This is a genomic window from Paenarthrobacter sp. YJN-5 (assembly GCF_015040095.1).
Lineage (GTDB): Bacteria > Actinomycetota > Actinomycetes > Actinomycetales > Micrococcaceae > Arthrobacter > Arthrobacter ureafaciens.
In genome coordinates, this window is record NZ_CP053544.1 from 4,309,178 (window position 1) to 4,324,619 (window position 15,442).

General features: G+C 63.4%; 20 protein-coding genes. 8 read left to right on the forward strand and 12 right to left on the reverse strand.

Translation table 11 applies throughout. From position 1 onward, the window contains the following. The first annotated feature begins 2 nt into the window (after positions 1 to 2). Entirely contained in the window at positions 3 to 794 is a 792-nt protein-coding gene (locus tag HMI59_RS19945) for a cyclase family protein (protein ID WP_193592319.1), read from the forward strand. Positions 795 to 862: 68 nt separating this feature from the next. Here HMI59_RS19945 and HMI59_RS19950 read toward each other — a convergent pair whose 3' ends face one another. Then, positions 863 to 1,294 (reverse strand): universal stress protein, encoded by a 432-nt coding sequence (locus HMI59_RS19950; protein WP_166184897.1) that lies wholly within the window; start codon positions 1,292 to 1,294, stop codon positions 863 to 865. 154 nt (positions 1,295 to 1,448) lie between these two features. Here HMI59_RS19950 and HMI59_RS19955 point away from each other — a divergent pair, with 154 nt between their 5' ends. After that, positions 1,449 to 2,255, forward strand: a complete 807-nt coding sequence (locus HMI59_RS19955) for an SDR family oxidoreductase (RefSeq protein ID WP_193592320.1) — start codon at positions 1,449 to 1,451, stop codon at positions 2,253 to 2,255. 94 nt (positions 2,256 to 2,349) lie between these two features. Next, positions 2,350 to 2,559 (forward strand): dodecin, encoded by a 210-nt coding sequence (locus HMI59_RS19960; RefSeq protein ID WP_031216171.1) that lies wholly within the window; start codon positions 2,350 to 2,352, stop codon positions 2,557 to 2,559. A gap of 67 nt (positions 2,560 to 2,626) precedes the next feature. Here HMI59_RS19960 and HMI59_RS19965 read toward each other — a convergent pair whose 3' ends face one another. Further along, complete coding sequence (locus HMI59_RS19965; protein ID WP_193592321.1) at positions 2,627 to 3,508, reverse strand: helix-turn-helix transcriptional regulator; 882 nt, start codon at positions 3,506 to 3,508, stop codon at positions 2,627 to 2,629. Positions 3,509 to 3,693: 185 nt separating this feature from the next. On the opposite strand from HMI59_RS19965, the gene HMI59_RS19970 reads away from it, so the two are divergent. The 5 genes from HMI59_RS19970 to HMI59_RS19990 are packed head-to-tail and all read left to right on the forward strand — an operon-like array spanning position 3,694 to position 8,506. Beyond that, positions 3,694 to 4,515 (forward strand): aldo/keto reductase, encoded by an 822-nt coding sequence (locus tag HMI59_RS19970; protein WP_179015183.1) that lies wholly within the window; start codon positions 3,694 to 3,696, stop codon positions 4,513 to 4,515. Positions 4,516 to 4,541: 26 nt separating this feature from the next. After that, positions 4,542 to 5,513, forward strand: coding sequence for an aldo/keto reductase (locus tag HMI59_RS19975; RefSeq protein ID WP_021471294.1), 972 nt, complete (start codon positions 4,542 to 4,544; stop codon positions 5,511 to 5,513). After that, entirely contained in the window at positions 5,507 to 6,577 is a 1,071-nt protein-coding gene (locus tag HMI59_RS19980) for an SDR family oxidoreductase (RefSeq protein ID WP_370583592.1), read from the forward strand. The genes HMI59_RS19975 and HMI59_RS19980 overlap by 7 nt, the downstream gene beginning before the upstream one ends. Before the next feature lie 49 nt (positions 6,578 to 6,626). Then, positions 6,627 to 7,457, forward strand: coding sequence for an aldo/keto reductase (locus HMI59_RS19985; RefSeq protein ID WP_193592322.1), 831 nt, complete (start codon positions 6,627 to 6,629; stop codon positions 7,455 to 7,457). A 23-nt stretch (positions 7,458 to 7,480) separates the two neighbouring features. After that, entirely contained in the window at positions 7,481 to 8,506 is a 1,026-nt protein-coding gene (locus HMI59_RS19990; RefSeq protein WP_193593838.1) for a beta-propeller fold lactonase family protein, read from the forward strand. A 72-nt stretch (positions 8,507 to 8,578) separates the two neighbouring features. On the opposite strand, the gene HMI59_RS19995 is transcribed toward HMI59_RS19990, so the two are convergent. The 10 genes from HMI59_RS19995 to ureE all read right to left on the reverse strand — a co-directional run bounded on the left by HMI59_RS19995 (position 8,579) and on the right by ureE (position 15,437). Continuing rightward, complete coding sequence (locus tag HMI59_RS19995; protein WP_193592323.1) at positions 8,579 to 8,809, reverse strand: hypothetical protein; 231 nt, start codon at positions 8,807 to 8,809, stop codon at positions 8,579 to 8,581. Beyond that, positions 8,806 to 8,994 (reverse strand): hypothetical protein, encoded by a 189-nt coding sequence (locus HMI59_RS20000; protein ID WP_082694541.1) that lies wholly within the window; start codon positions 8,992 to 8,994, stop codon positions 8,806 to 8,808. Before HMI59_RS20000 ends, HMI59_RS19995 begins: the two co-directional genes overlap by 4 nt. A 151-nt stretch (positions 8,995 to 9,145) precedes the next feature. Next, positions 9,146 to 9,991 (reverse strand): hypothetical protein, encoded by an 846-nt coding sequence (locus tag HMI59_RS20005; RefSeq protein WP_193592324.1) that lies wholly within the window; start codon positions 9,989 to 9,991, stop codon positions 9,146 to 9,148. A 2-nt stretch (positions 9,992 to 9,993) separates the two neighbouring features. Continuing rightward, positions 9,994 to 10,497 (reverse strand): RNA polymerase sigma factor, encoded by a 504-nt coding sequence (locus tag HMI59_RS20010; RefSeq protein WP_193592325.1) that lies wholly within the window; start codon positions 10,495 to 10,497, stop codon positions 9,994 to 9,996. Between the two features lie 153 nt (positions 10,498 to 10,650). Further along, positions 10,651 to 11,622 (reverse strand): hypothetical protein, encoded by a 972-nt coding sequence (locus tag HMI59_RS20015; protein ID WP_193592326.1) that lies wholly within the window; start codon positions 11,620 to 11,622, stop codon positions 10,651 to 10,653. A 118-nt stretch (positions 11,623 to 11,740) separates the two neighbouring features. Beyond that, entirely contained in the window at positions 11,741 to 12,793 is a 1,053-nt protein-coding gene (locus tag HMI59_RS20020; RefSeq protein WP_193592327.1) for a HoxN/HupN/NixA family nickel/cobalt transporter, read from the reverse strand. After that, positions 12,793 to 13,671, reverse strand: a complete 879-nt coding sequence (locus HMI59_RS20025) for an urease accessory protein UreD (RefSeq protein WP_370583546.1) — start codon at positions 13,669 to 13,671, stop codon at positions 12,793 to 12,795. The genes HMI59_RS20020 and HMI59_RS20025 overlap by 1 nt, the downstream gene beginning before the upstream one ends. Then, the gene (gene ureG / locus HMI59_RS20030) at positions 13,668 to 14,285 is read right to left on the reverse strand and encodes an urease accessory protein UreG (protein WP_193592328.1); all 618 of its coding nucleotides are present in this window, start codon (positions 14,283 to 14,285) and stop codon (positions 13,668 to 13,670) included. Before ureG ends, HMI59_RS20025 begins: the two co-directional genes overlap by 4 nt. A 14-nt stretch (positions 14,286 to 14,299) precedes the next feature. Then, positions 14,300 to 14,980 (reverse strand): urease accessory protein UreF, encoded by a 681-nt coding sequence (locus HMI59_RS20035; RefSeq protein WP_193592329.1) that lies wholly within the window; start codon positions 14,978 to 14,980, stop codon positions 14,300 to 14,302. Further along, positions 14,961 to 15,437, reverse strand: a complete 477-nt coding sequence (ureE, locus tag HMI59_RS20040; protein ID WP_193592330.1) for an urease accessory protein UreE — start codon at positions 15,435 to 15,437, stop codon at positions 14,961 to 14,963. Before ureE ends, HMI59_RS20035 begins: the two co-directional genes overlap by 20 nt. Positions 15,438 to 15,442: the final 5 nt, after the last annotated feature.

The window sequence follows — 15,442 nt, forward strand, 5'->3', positions numbered from 1 at the left end:
CAATGTCTGTTCTGGCCGGGCTCACTGCAGCCCTTTCCAACGGCTCGGTGAAAATCATCGACCTCACTACCCCGCTCAGCCCCGAAACCCCCATCCTGAACCTGCCGCAGCCTTTTGCGAACACGGTTGGATTATCGGTCTCGCCGGTCAGCAACTTCGACGACGCCGGCCCGGCGTGGGCGTGGAACGACGTCACGGTGGGCGAGCACGCCGGAACGCACTTGGATGCTCCGGTCCACTGGATCACGGGCAAGGACGGCAAGTCCGTGGACAAGATCGAACCGCACCGCCTCGTGGGTCCGCTGGTGGTGCTCGACAAGACTGCGGAAGCCTCAGCAGACCCGGACTTCCTCCTGGAACCGGAACATTTTGAGCAGTGGCAGGAAGAGCATGGCCCGTTCCCGGAGAACTGCTGGGTGATCTTCCGGACCGGTTGGGCAGCCCGGGGCGCCGATGCTGCGGCCTTCGTGAACGCGGACGACGCCGGCCCGCACACTCCCGGGGTCTCTGCGGCAGGTGCCAAATGGCTTGCCAGCAACGCTTCCATCAGCGGCTTCGGCGTTGAAACCGTGGGGATCGACGCCGGCCAGGCGGGCTCCCTGGATCCGATGTTCCCCGTCCACTCCTTCCTCCTGGGTGCGGACAAGTACGGCGTGACCTCGCTCCGGAACGTGGACCGGCTGCCGGTTACGGGTGCCACCCTGGTGGTAGCTCCCCTGCCGATCGTCGGCGGCACGGGCAGCCCCAGCCGCGTCTACGCGCTGGTGGAAAGTGGTCCCGTGGAAGAGCGGTAGCCCATCTGACTGGCAGCAGGGGTTGTTCTGAGCTCTCAGAACAACCCCTGCTGCCAGCTACTTGGGTCTTAGGCGTCCACTTCCGTGTTCACGATGTAGACATCGCACGGGGCACCGTGGGCCACGCTGTTGGCGATGCTGCCCAGCACGCGGCCAAGGCCCTTCATGCGCTTGTTGCCCACAACGATCAGGGATGCCTTGTGGGACTCGGCGTAGTTGATCAGGGCGTTGGCCGGCGTACCGCGGGCAGCGTAGTACTTCACGCTGTTGTCCGGGATGTCCAGTTCCTCGGCCACCTTGCGCGCAACGTACTCGGCGGAGTCCGCCGAGGAGACCGTAATGCGGTCGCTGCCACTGCCGAACTCTTCGATCCGGTCATCAGAAAAGCCGCTGATGACGTGCAGTTCGGCGCCGAGTGCTTTGGCCATCTTGGCTGCCGCCACGGCTGCCCGCTTGGCCGTTTCGCTGGCGTCAACGCCGACGACGATCACTTCTGACATGAGTTCTCCTCATTGATGGATTCATGGGTGGTGGTCCGGTGGTACTTCAAAGAAATTTACACGCGATCAGCAGTTGCCGCTGCTCCTTGTTTACGGCCGTGTCCCAACGGGTAGGGATACGGTATCGGCTCGATCACAACCGAAAGGCAGGATCATGGCACAGCAAGCTTTCAACCCGACGACGGCGATCGTCACGGGTTCGGATTCCGGCATTGGCCGCGCCACGGCGGTCGCGCTGGCCAAAGCAGGCATGGACGTGGGAATTACGTGGCACTCGGATGAGCAGGGCGCCCAGGAGACCGCCGAAGAAGTCAGGGGCCTGGGCCGCAAGGCAGTAGTGCAGCAGCTGGATACCACCAGGATCCAGGAGACGGCGGCAACGATCGATCGGCTCGCCGACGAACTTGGCGGCGTGGATGTGTTCGTCAACAACTCAGGAACCGGAGACGGAACCAAGTTCCTGGAGCTGGACTTTGAGACGTGGATGCAGACGTTGGACACCAATCTCAACGGTGCTTTCGTAGCCATGCAGGCGGCAGCCAAGCGCATGGTGGACGCAGGCCGCGGCGGGCGCATCATCGCGATCACCATCGTGCACGAGTTCCAGCCGCGGGTAGGCGCATCAGCGTACGACGCTTCAAAGCACGGGCTGGGTGGCCTCATCAAGACCATGGCGCTGGAGCTGGCGCAGTACGGCATCACGGCCAACAACGTGGCACCCGGTGAGATCGCCACCCCCATGACGGGCCAAACGGACGAGGACCCGCACCAGGAAGAACGTCCCGGAGTACCCGTGGGCCGCCCCGGCGACGCACGCGAGATTGCCGCCGTCGTAGCCTTCCTGGCGTCCCCCGAATCCAGCTACGTCAACGGCGCCTCCTGGCCCGTGGACGGCGGGATGCTGCAAATGGGACCACAAGCGGGTTCGCACATCACCAGCAACGATTGGCGCGAAAACTAGCTCTGGCCGCACGAACTTCCGTGGGCTAGTCTGCATGGACGGCCTGCGCGCAGGCCCGATTTCCAGGATTCGTAACACGATGATGAGGAGCACCATGGCTGACCACACATACAGCGTTTCCGAGATTGTAGGAACTTCCACCGAGGGCGTCGACGACGCCATCAAGAACGCCATCGGCACAGCGTCGCAGACCTTGCGCAACCTTGATTGGTTCGAGGTCAAGGAAATCCGCGGCCACCTCGAGGATGGTGCGGTTGCCGACTGGCAGGTCACCATCAAGCTTGGCTTCCGCCTGGAGCGCTAGGCGCCAGCCACGGCCAACCGCTCGCCGAACTGACAGTTAATGCCAATAATCACCGCGAACATTGGCATTAACTGTCATCTCGGCGGGCGGGTTCTGGAATCTGAGTAACCGTGCCCGGCTCACCGAAGCTGCTCAGCAGCGTCAAAGCGTCCGACGACGGCGAACCGGCCTTGGCGGAATAGACCCGAAGGTGCTGGTCGGCGTCGTCCGGGAGACTCAGGGTTTCGAAGTTCAGTTCAAGGTCGCCCACCACGGCATGGTGCAAGCGGACTGTTCCGGCGGAACGCGAAGCTACCCTGTGCCCGGCCCACCATTGGCGGAATTGCTCGCTGTGAACGGCGAGTTCACCTACCAGCTGGTTGGTTTGGGGATCGTTCGGGTGGCGGCCCACATCCATGCGCAGCGCTCCAACGGCCTCGGCGGCAACGGTCTTCCAGTCCCGGAACAGCGTTCCCGCGCTGGCATCCAGGATGAGCCAACGGGTCAGGTTCCTTTCCGCGGCGGGCAAGGAGGTGAAGTCGGTAAACAGCAGGTTGGCCATGCGGTTGGCGGCCAAGACGTCAGTCCTGCGTCCAAGGACCATCGCCGGCACGTCGCCCACTGCGTCCAGCAACTGCCGCACGGCCGGACGCACTTTCTGAACCGGCCCGGGCCCCGCGGCCGAGTTGGCGCAGTGCGCAAGAAGGTCCATCATGTGGGCCCGCTCCCCCGCATCCAGGCGGAGGGCCCTCGCCACGGAGTCCAGCACCGCCTTGGACGGATGGATGTTCCGCCCCTGCTCCAGGCGGGTGTAGTAGTCGGTGCTTACTCCGGACAGCCTGGCCACTTCCTCCCGGCGAAGCCCCGGGACCCTGCGGGAGCCGGTTGAACCGAGCGTGCCGGCGTCTTCCGGGGAAAGGCGCGCACGCATGACCTTGAGGAACTTTCCGAACTCAGCGCTTTGACCCATCCATCCATTCTGCCGGTGCAACAGCCGGCACCACCACCTCTTTGGGTAGGACTGGCAGACCTAGGAAAAACAGGATCACGCACTTCTGCTGACGCGGTGGCCAAAAGTGAATAGGCTCAAAGCAGAGCCTCCGAAAACGTTTTCCGGAGATCCCACAACGCACACCACTTTCGAAGGAGACCCTCATGCCAGAGTTGACATTGAACAACGGCGTCACCATTCCGCAGCTTGGATTCGGCGTCTTCCAAGTGCCTCCGGAAGAGACCCAGAAGGTAGTGGAAGACGCCCTCGAGGCCGGTTACCGCCATATCGACACCGCCGCGGCCTACCGCAATGAAGCCGGCGTTGGCGCCGCAATTGCAGCTTCCGGACTTTCCCGGGACGAGCTCTTCATCACCACCAAGCTGCGCAACGGCGAGCAGGGCGAAGCTTACGACGCTTTCCAACGCAGCCGCGACGCGTTGGGCCTGGACTTCCTGGACCTCTACCTGATCCATTGGCCCGTCCCGTCCCAGGGGCTGTACACCAAGGCCTGGAAGGAAATGGAGAAGCTCTACCATGACAAGCAGATCCGCGCGATCGGTATCTCCAACTTCCTCGCCGACCACGTGGACACCCTCCTGCGCGAGTCCGAGGTAGTACCGGCCGTCAACCAGATCGAACTGCACCCCACCTACCAACAGGCCGACCTGGCCGCCAAATGCCGCGACCTCACCATCGCCGTCGAGGCTTACAGCCCGCTCGGCCAGGGCAAGGACCTCAACGCCGAGCAGGTGGCGCTCGTCGCCGCGGCACACGGAACCACTCCCGCCCAGGTGATCCTCGCCTGGCATCTGGCCCAGGGAACCATCGTGATCCCCAAGTCCGCGGACTCCAGCCGCATGCGCGAGAACTTCGGTGCCGCGGACCTGAGCCTTACCGAGTCCGAACTTGCGGCCATCACCGCCCTTGAGGCGGGCGCGCGCATCGGTTCCGATCCCGCCGTCGCCTCCTTCACCCAGATGTAAGCCCGGCACTAACAAAGGACAACAGCATGCAGTACACGCATCTTGGCCGCTCCGGCCTGAAAGTCTCCCGCCTCTGCCTGGGCACCATGAACTTCGGCCCTAAGACCGAGGAAGAGACGTCCCATTCGATCATGGACTCCGCGCTGGATTCCGGGATCAATTTCTTCGATACCGCCAACGTCTACGGCGGCACGGAACATCGCGGCTGGACCGAGGAAATCATCGGCCGCTGGTTCGCCAAGGGCGGCGAGCGCCGGGAACGCACGGTGATCGCCACCAAGCTCTACGGCACCATGACGGACCGCCCGAATGAGTCCAAGTTGTCCGCCCTGAACATCCGGCGCGCCCTGGACGCCAGCTTGAAGCGGCTGCAGACGGATTACATCGACATCTACCAGTTCCACCACATCGACCGGGACACTCCGTGGGACGAGATCTGGCAGGCCATCGAGGTGGCCGTCCAACAGGGCAAGATCCTTTACTCGGGCAGCAGCAATTTTGCCGGGTGGCACATCGCCCAGGCCCAGGAAGCAGCACACCGGCGGAACTACACGGGCTTGGTGAGCGAGCAGTCCATCTACAACCTGTTCCGCCGCGAGCTGGAACTCGAAGTGATTCCGGCAGCGCAGCAGTACGGCCTGGGCCTGATCCCGTGGTCTCCCCTGCAGGGCGGCCTGCTGGGAGGCGTGCTCAAAAAGGAAGAAGAAGGCGTCCGGCGCACCGAAGGACGCGCCTTGGAGACCCTGCGCCAGCATGAAGACCAGATCCGCCAGTACGAGGACTTTGCTGACGAACTGGGCCATGCGCCCGGCGACGTGGCTCTTGCCTGGCTGCTGCACCAGCCCGCGGTGACGGCACCGATTGTGGGTCCCCGAACCCAGGAACAGCTGGACTCCGCCATCCGCGCCCTGGACGTCACACTCAGTGATGACGCCCTCAAGCGGCTGGACGACATATTCCCAGGCCATCGCCCCGCTCCCGAGGATTACGCCTGGTGAGCGACCTTCACACAGGCATCCTTGGAAAAGCAGCGGACACCGTCTCGCAGCGGAACATCCTGTTCATCGGCGGGACCGGTGTCATCAGCACCTCGGCGGCTGAACGCGCCGTGGCGCTGGGCCACCGGCTGACCATCCTTAATCGGGGACGGTCAGCCGGGCGGCCGGTCCCGAACGGCGCCGAAGTGTTGCATGCGGACATCCGGGAACCGGCAGCGGTGCGTGAGGTACTTGGCGGCAGGGAGTTCGACGCCGTCGCGGACTTTATCTCCTACACTCCGGACCAGGCCCGGACTGCAATGGAGTTGTTCCGTGGACGCACGGGCCAGTATGTGTTCATCAGTTCAGCGTCGGCGTACCAAAAGCCGCCTACCACCCTGCCCATCAGGGAATCCACGCCCCTGAAGAATCCGTTCTGGCAGTACTCGCGGGACAAGATCGCCTGCGAGGAACTCCTCTGGGATGCGTACCGTGAACAGGATTTCCCCGTGACGGTGGTGCGCCCGTCCCATACGTACGATCGCACCAAGATCGCGATGGTGGGTGGTTGGACGGACATCCACCGGATGCGTGCAGGACTGCCTGTGCTGGTCCACGGCGATGGAACGTCGCTATGGACGCTGACGCACAGCCGCGATTTTGCCAAGGCATTCGTCGGGCTCCTCGGGCGTCCGCAGGCCATCGGCGAGAGCTACACCATCACCTCGGATGAGTTCCTGCCGTGGAACCAGATCTATGGGCTTTTCGCCAGGGCCGCGGGTGTTGCGGAGCCGGAGTTGTTCCACGTGTCCTCGGAGACCATCGCGGCCCACAGCGCGGAACTGGGTCCCAACCTGCTGGGCGATCGTTCCCACTCGGTGGTCTTCGACAACTCAAAGATCAAAGCCCTTGTACCGGATTTCACTGCCACTATTCCTTTTGCCGATGGTGCCCGGGAAATCGTGGAGTGGCACGACAGGCATCCTGAACTGCAGGTGGTGAAGGAGGACTACATGGAGTTGAGTGACCAGCTGTTCGACTGGTCCCGGCGGACACTGTTGCCAAGCACCACGTCCCCGGCGTAGAAAAGCAAGGAACCTGTCTTTTTCGTTTCAGCAAAAGGAGATCGTGCCCATGGCGTCAGCCCCGCTCATAGAACTCAATGACGGATACAAAATCCCGCAACTGGGCCTGGGCACGTGGCCGCTGGATGACACCCAGGTTGCGAAGGCCGTTGAGGAAGCCGTGTCGCTCGGCTACCGGCACATCGACACCGCGGTGAAGTACGGCAACGAGGCCGGGGTGGGCGAAGGAATCCGGAACAGCGGGGTGGACCGCAGCGAACTGTTCATCACCACCAAGCTCGACGGCGAGTTCCAAGGCTCCGGCAAGGCCGTCGCCGGCCTGGACGGCTCCTTGAAGCGTCTTGGCCTTGAGTACGTGGACCTGCTGCTCATCCACTGGCCGCTCCCCCGGCGCGATGAGTTCGTTTCCACCTGGAAGACGTTCGAAGAACTGCAGGCATCGGGCAAGGTCCGTTCCATTGGAGTTTCCAACTTCAAGCCCGCCCACCTGGACCGGCTCTTTGCGGAAACGGACGTGGTTCCCGCCGTCAACCAGATCCAGATCAGCCCGGCCATCCCTCGGACCGCCGCCCGTGCCTTCAATGAAAGGAACGGGATCGTCACCGAGTCCTACAGCCCGCTCGGCGCACGAAGCGATCTCCTGAACGCCCCTATCTTGGCCAGTCTCGCCGAAAAGCACGGAAAGACCCCCGGCCAGGTGGTACTTCGCTGGCACGTCCAACAAGGCCTGGTTGCCATCCCCAAGACGGCCAACCCGAAGCGCATGCAGGAGAACCTCGACGTCTTCGATTTCGAACTGGACAAAGAGGACCTGGACCGCCTGCAAACCCTCGACGCCGGGCCTGACGCCGGAGTCGATTCCGACGTCCAAGGACACTAGGGGAGGAACTGAGCGTGGAATCAATGATCTGGACCGGATCCTACACAGCAGACCGCAACGCCAAGGGCGAAGGCATCGGCGCCATATCCATCGACGGGCAGGGAAACCTCACCTCCCTCGGCCTGGCCGTCTCCGCCGATTCGCCCTCATTCCTGGCACCGCACCCCACCCTGCCCATCCTTTATGCGGTAGCCGAGGAGGCAGGCACGGTGCAGGCCTACCGCCGCACCAGAGTGGCCGAGCTGGAACCCTTCGGCGAAGCCTGGCCCACGGGTGAGGCCACGTGCCACGTGGCAGCAGACCCGCAGGGCCGCTTCATCATCGTCACCTGTTGGGGCGACGGGCAGGTCATTCTCTTTGAACTGGACGACGACGGCGCCATCACCTCGCGCTTCAGCGCGGAAGCCGCCGTCGACCCTCACCACAACGGACCCACCGACCAGCCGCGGCCAAGCCGTGCGCATTCCAGCCTGATGCTCCCCGACGGCCGGATCCTGACGGCGGACCTGGGGAACGACTTGGTTCGCGTCTGGACCTACCAGCCCGGCAGCGGCCTGCAGGCGGATCACCAAGTGGTCCTCCCCAAAGGCAGCGGGCCCCGGCACATGGTCCGGCACTCCAGCGGGACAGTGTTCGTGGACACGGAATACTCCCTTGAGGTTGCGGCCATCCGGTCCGAACCGCAAGGCGTCTTCGAGCTCACGGCCATGGTTCCCGTGAGCGTGAACAAGCCGTTCGACGGCGATGCCGCGGCTGAAATCGCGCTCTCACCGGACGGGCGCTTCGCCTATGTGGGGGTTCGCGGGTCCAACCGGATGTGCATCCTGAAGGTGAGCGCCGAAGGAACCAGCCTCGAACCCCTGGCGGACGTTTCCACCGGTGGCGACTGGCCACGTCACCACTTGGTTCGCGACGGCTGGCTGCTGGTAGCGCACGAGGGGTCCAACGACGTCGTGAGCTACAAACTGGACCCCGCCACCGGCCTGCCCGACGGCCCTGTCAGTCGCGTGGAAACCGGCTCGCCGAGCGTGTTGGTGCCTGCCTCTTAAAGACGCCGAGATGACATTAGATGCCAATGCTCCGCTCAATCATTGGCACCAAATGCCATCTCGGTGTTGGTTCTAGGCAGCCCAGACTTCGACGTCGTCCGTGCCGCAGATGAGCCTTCGGCCGCCCGGCTCGAGGATCACCCACAGGAGTTCCTGGTGCTGGGAAACATCGTCCACGCGCCCGGTACCCACACCCCACGCAACGTCGTAGATCCACACGCGGTCGCCGGACTGGAGACCGGTCCACTCCGATGCCGGAACGTGCCGGTAGCCGTCAGGCCGGTTGAGAAGGCTCGCCGTCATGATGCTGCCGCGCGACGACGCCACACAGTGGGTACGCCGTTGTGGGCCGGGAGGACGTGGCCCTCAGTAAAGACGTGCACCGTTTCCGGATCGGAGTCCGGGCTCCACAAACCAGAAGCCGGGCAGTGGGAACCGGTAGGCATGACGCGGGTGGCTCGTTCGCGCAGGAGGGCGATGCTCTTCATCGTTGAAACTCGTCCTTGGGTAGGTCTGGCTCTGCCTATGTGAAGCAGATCTCCTCTACCCTATGAAACTCTGGAGCCCTCCGTTATAGGCAAATGCACAAGGTTTCCGCACAGTGGCATGCAGTTGTCCAGCAGGTTCCGGCCCTGATGGTTACAGTGCCGGTCCGTTGCCCACCAGTTGGGGCCGCAAGCGTACGGGAATGCCCTTGCTGGCAAACTCGTCGTCCATGGCTTCCTGGACTGTGGCGAACTTGTTGTCGGGGTTGTTCTTGAGCGCTGCGGCGTGGAATTCCCACGTGTAGACGCTGGACCACACCACGCCGGATGGATCCAGGAACCGCCCATTGGCTTGCAGTCTTGCAATCCTGTACCAGGCGTTGCCGCCGTCCAAGCCCATAGCCCGGAGACCGTCGTCGGAAACGGCGTAAGCGAGCCAACCCTCCGCACACCCCAGCACCGTGTAGTACGGCTGCTCGCTGGCGGGGATGGACCGGACCTGGCCATTGCGCTGCACATCGATGTTGGCCGGAGTGCAGGATCCAGCGGCGGGGCCGGCGGGAATTGTGGGCTGCACAGGAACGGCCGGCGGCGCGGTGGTGGCCGGCACGGTTGTTGCCGGCGCAGCCGGTTGCGTGGTCGCGGTCGGTGGCGGCACCGGCGTCGCGGGTGCAGTGGGACTGGCAGTCGCCGATTGGCTACCGGTAAACGTTGGCGTCGGGGAGGGTGCAGACGTTGCCGTGCTGGTGGTTGCCGGCGCTGGCGCGGACTGGGGCGCAAGGTTTCCGGCCACCACAATCGCCCCCACCACGGCCGCAGCCGCGAGGGTCACGCCGGCGGTTGCTGCCCAGGCGGTCCGCCGGGGCTTGCGCTGCACCAGGGAAACCACATTCGGGTCCGAGGAAAACACTTCCGAACGGCCCGGCAGGACGCCGGGAGCCGTTCCCGGCCCGGGTACCTGCGGTTTGGCATTTTTCATGAGTTGTTCGATGCGGTCCATGGTTAGACTTCCCGTTCTGTCATGAGCTGTGACGGTGCGGCTTTGGCGAAGGCCTTGCGCGCCCTGTGAAGCCTGACGGCAGCAGCCGATGGGGAGCATCCCAGGCTCTCGGCCAGTTCAGCCGTGGTCAGATCGTCCCAGTACGCGAGCATGAGGATTTCCCTGTCCTTGTCCTTCAGCCGCGAAAGAATGTCCGCGACGTGGCCCTGCGGGTCGCCGTCACTTTCGCTTCCCTGTGCCCGGGCATCCTCTGCAAGGCGCTGCATGAGCTGTTCACGGCGACGCCGGCCCTTGTATTCGTTGCCGAGGACGTTCCTTGCGGTGGCGATCAACCAGCCGATACCCGGGGGTTCGTCCGGCTGCTTTTCCCACACGATCCGGAACACATCGTTGGCAAGTTCCTCAGCCCGCTCACGATCATTGATCCGGTAAGCGATGTAGTGGTAGACGCGGCCGAAATGTTCAGCGTGAAGAGCAATCAGTTCCCGCTCTTTGGTGGCCAACATCTTTTCTTATCCCCCGGGCTAGCAATTGACGTTTCAAGAACTCAGTTTCCCGGTGGCCCCGGGTTCTTACATAACCGGCCACATTCTTTAAGCATCGGTACCGGCAACCTCCCCCAATGAGATTGCCGGGTACCTATGCTCCAGCCGCAGTGCTTAGGCCGCGTACCGCAGGCTTGTCAGCATTGAACGGAGATTGGTGTACTGCTCCGTCTCCATCCACTCCCGGGCGTTTTCCGGCGACACGAAGACGTCCACGTGGGCAACGGCGGTCGCGGCTCCGTTATCCATGATCAGGAAGCTGTTGACCGAGGTGCTGTCAGGGCCCTCAGTCATGAAGAAGCCGGCCACTACGCCCATGTAGTAACGGACCGGCGACTCTGGGAAAGGGTACTCGTCCCTGACGAAGGCGAAGTAAGAGGCGCCGTCGCGGCTATCGAAGGACGTCAGTTCCTGGGAGTCGATGATGGTCCGGTTGACGGGGCCGCCCACGAGGCCACCCGTGCCTCCACTGCTGATGCTCGCCACTTCGTATCCGATCGCGTTGTAGATCTTTGCTACGAGGGCGTTCTCCTTGCCGCCGGGGAGGTTGGCAAGTTCGTTGTAGGAATCCTGCTCAACCTTCACACTCCAGCCGGCCGGAACGTCGAATGAGATGTGCCCGTCGGGAAAGGTAAAGGTGCTGCTCTGCGAGGCGTCCGGGGTCGACGGCGCTGCGGGTTCCGCGACGACGGGCGGCACCACGGCGGGTGCCGGCGCAACTGGTGCCGGCGCGACTGGCGCCGGCGCAACGGGCACGACGACGCGCGGCACCACGGCGGGTGCCGGCGCGACTGGCGCCGGCGCAACGGGTACGACGGCGGGCGCCGTCGCCGGAACCACAGCGACCGGAGCAACCACGGGTCCTGCGTCCTGATCCTCATTGCCGGCCGGGGTGATCGCCGCTACTGCGTCATCCGAGGGCACCGATGCCGTTGGCTCCACGGCACGCTCTTCCGACGCCGAACCCGTGGTTTCAGTGTTCCCGGCGGCCTCCGGTTCAGCGGACGAACATCCGGTGAGCGTGAGTGACAGGGCAAGCGATGCGAGCGTCACGAACTTGGCAATTTCGGAGCGGTGGTGCTTCATTCTGGGTTCCTTCCCCCGGGGCAGAGTGAGCAGATCTGCTGCTCGTACATGTTGTTTCCGGGAAGGGGCAAGAAATTACAACACCCTCAAGAATTTGTTCGCAGGGACGCGTGCGGGCCTATTGCGGCGGAGCAGAACGCGCAAACCGGCCATGCAATGCGGTCACAGCCCACGCCACCACGAAGAGCCCAACCAGGATCAGTCCGGCGTCACCGAGGTCTATCCCACCGAGCCACGATGTCAGGGGGTCTTCCAGCTCAAACGCCTCGTTCAGGAACCCACCCAACGTGATGACGGAGATAAACAGCGCCGAGACCGCGGAAATGCCGGTAATAACGGCGTTGAACCCGAGCTTCCGTTGGGGATCGTGAATGGCCGACACGTACATCTTCATCATGACCACGCCGTTGGCTGAGTCGCAGAGGGTCATGGCTGCAGTGAACGCGAGGGGAAGCGCCATGAGTGCAAGGGGTGAGACTCCGGCCAGCGAGGCTGTGGTGGTGATGACCAGGAGCCCGATGGTCGTGGCGGTGTCGAACCCCAGGCCGAAGAGGAAGCCAATGACGTAGATGTTCCGCGGTCTTTCCACTCTGGCGAGCGGCTTGGCGAGCAGCCTCGCAACGAAGCCTTTCGTCTCCAGATCCTCGGCTTGGACCTCGCCGCCTGCTTGGACCTCCCTGTACAACTGCGCTGCACGGATGAACGCCGAGCCGTTGAACAACCCCATGATCAACAGGAACAGCCCAGCAACGCCGCTTCCGATCAATCCAAGGATCTTGTTCCCTGCGGTGCCACCCTCCATGAACTGTCCGATCACCGTAACGCCCAGGACCACCAGCATCCCGGCCAATACCACCACCGAACTGTGCCCCAGGCTAAAGGCGAATCCGACGCTCACCGGGTCTTTGCATTGCGCAACGAACTTCCGCGTGGAGTTGTCGATCGCAGCAATGTGGTCCCAGTCGTAGCTGTGTTTGACGCCGGCAACGTACGCCGTGACCACCAGGCCAAGTGCCAGAGCTTCGGCGCCGCCGGTGGTGCCCACCAGCAGAAGTACGACGGCGGCAAGATGCAAGGCGCCCACCGCGCCGAAGGTGAAAAAGAGCCGGGTGCGGAGGGACAGCGTTTCACGGTCCCGGTACAGGGCGGCAAACCCGGCGAGGGTCGTCATCAGTACTTCCTTAGATTCAACGGTTCTTGCCCATACCAGCGTCCCCTGAGGAATCCGATACAGGCGTTGAGCAGACCGTTGAGTTCCCCGGTGCTGTTCGACAGCGAACGCAGGACAAGCCCGCATGTCCCGCCCACGCTCTGGGTCAATGAAACACCCGAATGCGCACTGTAGTCACGGGCAATTCGGTCCAACTCATCCGTGAGCGCTTGGTCCACGCGCGGGTCCACCACCACGAGGGAGCCCACATGGCTGAATCCCTCCATGAAGCCCACGCCTGTCACATCGTCCAATGGCGGCCGGATCACGAGGTTGTCAAGGACCAGGAGCTGGGGGCCGCCGTCCGTCTCCACGTGGATCTCGTTCCGAAGCCCCAGCTCCCGGAACGTGAAGGACGCTCCGTCCGGCGACCACCCGGGAGTGATGACTTCCGCCATGACAAGGCTCGACGACGGGTGGAGACTGGCGCGCGAAACCTGCCTGTAGCGGGCCTCCCTGTAGGCGATGAGCTGGTCGGGAACCATCTCCAACCTGGCGCCCTCCCCCAGCCGTATGGTCATGCGCTGCTCTGCAAAGGAACGCGGTGTCCGGTAAATCTTGGTGGCCGATTGCGTGGTCACCAACAACGCAGCCCCGTCCCCGACCTCCACGTCGATGACGAACAGATCAGCGCCCAAATAGGCCCCGCCGGGATTGACCATGACATAGCAAACCTGCCCGGTTCCATCAAGATAGTGCGGCCGCAACACCCTCAATGCGCCCTCATGGAATTGATGCCCGGCAACGGACCTGCCGGCCCTCATAGTGATGCCAAGCTCCAACCGCCCCCGCACGGGGCGATCCGGGGAAGCCGCCACGCCGCTGCTGGCGCTGCTCACGACGCCAAGTCGAGCATCAGGACGTCCCGCTTGATCCAGCCAAGGACTTCTTCAAGCCCTTGGTCGGTTTTGAGGTTGGTGAAGCAGAAGGGCTTGTTCCCGCGGAACTCCTTCGAATCCCGCTCCATGACAGCCAGGTCCGCCCCGACGTGCGGCGCCAAATCCGTCTTGTTGATGACAAAGAGGTCGGACTTGATCATGCCTTGGCCGGCTTTCCTGGGGATCTTCTCGCCTTGGGCCACGTCGATGATGTAGATGGAGAAGTCCACGAGTTCCGGGCTGAACGTGGCGGAGAGGTTGTCACCGCCGGATTCCACGAAGATCACCTGCAGGTCAGGATGCCGGGCTTTGAGTTCCTTGATGGCGGCTGTGTTCATGGAGGTGTCTTCGCGGATGGCGGTGTGCGGGCATCCTCCGGTTTCGACGCCGATGATGCGGTCTTCAGGCAGGACGCCGTTTGCCGCCAGGATCTTGGCGTCTTCGATGGTGTATATGTCGTTGGTGATGGCGGCCATGGAGATGTCACCGCTCATGTGGCGGGTGATGCGTTCCACGAGCTGGGTCTTTCCTGCTCCGACGGGTCCGCCGACGCCGATGATCATGGGCTCTGTCATGTGTCCTCCTTGGTTTAGCTCATGAACATGCGGGCACGCTGCCGCTCGTGCCGCATTTGTGAAATTTCCAGGCCCGGGGCAACCGCCCCAAAGTCGTCCCAGCACAGCCGTGCTACATCCTGGACGGCGGCAGCAGCGGCGTCGTGCGCGTTTCGGAGGACGCGCTGCCCGGCGTTCTGGCCGAGCGGAACCGCGCGGACGGCGTTTTGCGTCAGGGAGGTGATGGCGGCGAAGAAGTAGGCGGCGAGCGCTTCCGGAAGGGGAACCCCCAGTGAACGCGCGACGACGGCGAATGCCAGGGGTTGATGCCCCGCCGCTGTTCCCTCCCGCACCTGGTTGCGGTACCCGGAAAGTTCGGCGGACGGAAACACTTCCGCCCCGATATCCAATAGCCGGCCACCCATCTTCAGCGAAGCCTCCCGGACTTCCCGGGCCAGGAGGCAGGCGGAGAGCCTGGCGTCCAAGTCCTCAAGGCCGGCGCCCTCGTACAGGAACCGGATGGCGAGCCCGTCGGAGTAGGTGAGCTGCTGGGCCAGGAAGGCATGGAGCCAGATGCTGAAGGTATGGTGATCGCGCACTATCCCGCGTTCGATGTACCCCTCAAAACCCAGGGAGTGTGCGAACGCCCCTGTAGGCAAGGCGGAATCCGTGAGTTGCTGGAGGGCCAGCTGGTAGTCAGTGCGTGTGTTCGGCATGGCGGAATGGCACCGGCATCACCCGTTCCTGCCTCTGATAGGGCACGCCCACGTGCTTGAGGTAGTCCTCCACCGTGTGGTCATACTGGCACACCATGACGTCGGCCTGGTATTCAGAGGCGGCATCGAAGAACTGCGCCTGCAGGTGCCTGTTGCCGAGGGAATGCGCCACGACGCCCATTTCATGGATGGTACCGGGGGCGATCACCAGGACGTCGGTGGGAAGCACGGAGACGACAATCAGGTTGGCGTCGTCAGCAGCGAGGATGTCGCCGTCGCGAAGGTGGCCGGAGCCGGAGGGGAGCCGGATTCCCAGCTCCTTGCCGTGGTCGGTGGTGACGCGTTGGATGCGTTTCACCAGCAACGGGCCGGGGAGGACCACCCGCTCTATGTGGCGGCCCACATAAGCGTCCCGGGGCAGCTCGTGGAGGTTGCCAAGGATTTCTTCAATGATCATGTGAG

Coding starts and splice junctions, on each gene's coding strand:
- HMI59_RS19945 (WP_193592319.1), top strand. CDS start 3: ATGTCTGTTCTGGCCGGGCTCACTGCAGCCCTTTCCAACGGCTCGGTG.
- HMI59_RS19950 (WP_166184897.1), bottom strand. CDS start 1,294: ATGTCAGAAGTGATCGTCGTCGGCGTTGACGCCAGCGAAACGGCCAAG.
- HMI59_RS19955 (WP_193592320.1), top strand. CDS start 1,449: ATGGCACAGCAAGCTTTCAACCCGACGACGGCGATCGTCACGGGTTCG.
- HMI59_RS19960 (WP_031216171.1), top strand. CDS start 2,350: ATGGCTGACCACACATACAGCGTTTCCGAGATTGTAGGAACTTCCACC.
- HMI59_RS19965 (WP_193592321.1), bottom strand. CDS start 3,508: ATGGGTCAAAGCGCTGAGTTCGGAAAGTTCCTCAAGGTCATGCGTGCG.
- HMI59_RS19970 (WP_179015183.1), top strand. CDS start 3,694: ATGCCAGAGTTGACATTGAACAACGGCGTCACCATTCCGCAGCTTGGA.
- HMI59_RS19975 (WP_021471294.1), top strand. CDS start 4,542: ATGCAGTACACGCATCTTGGCCGCTCCGGCCTGAAAGTCTCCCGCCTC.
- HMI59_RS19985 (WP_193592322.1), top strand. CDS start 6,627: ATGGCGTCAGCCCCGCTCATAGAACTCAATGACGGATACAAAATCCCG.
- HMI59_RS19990 (WP_193593838.1), top strand. CDS start 7,481: ATGATCTGGACCGGATCCTACACAGCAGACCGCAACGCCAAGGGCGAA.
- HMI59_RS19995 (WP_193592323.1), bottom strand. CDS start 8,809: ATGACGGCGAGCCTTCTCAACCGGCCTGACGGCTACCGGCACGTTCCG.
- HMI59_RS20000 (WP_082694541.1), bottom strand. CDS start 8,994: ATGAAGAGCATCGCCCTCCTGCGCGAACGAGCCACCCGCGTCATGCCT.
- HMI59_RS20005 (WP_193592324.1), bottom strand. CDS start 9,991: ATGGACCGCATCGAACAACTCATGAAAAATGCCAAACCGCAGGTACCC.
- HMI59_RS20010 (WP_193592325.1), bottom strand. CDS start 10,497: ATGTTGGCCACCAAAGAGCGGGAACTGATTGCTCTTCACGCTGAACAT.
- HMI59_RS20015 (WP_193592326.1), bottom strand. CDS start 11,622: ATGAAGCACCACCGCTCCGAAATTGCCAAGTTCGTGACGCTCGCATCG.
- HMI59_RS20020 (WP_193592327.1), bottom strand. CDS start 12,793: ATGACGACCCTCGCCGGGTTTGCCGCCCTGTACCGGGACCGTGAAACG.
- ureG (WP_193592328.1), bottom strand. CDS start 14,285: ATGACAGAGCCCATGATCATCGGCGTCGGCGGACCCGTCGGAGCAGGA.
- HMI59_RS20035 (WP_193592329.1), bottom strand. CDS start 14,980: ATGCCGAACACACGCACTGACTACCAGCTGGCCCTCCAGCAACTCACG.
- ureE (WP_193592330.1), bottom strand. CDS start 15,437: ATGATCATTGAAGAAATCCTTGGCAACCTCCACGAGCTGCCCCGGGAC.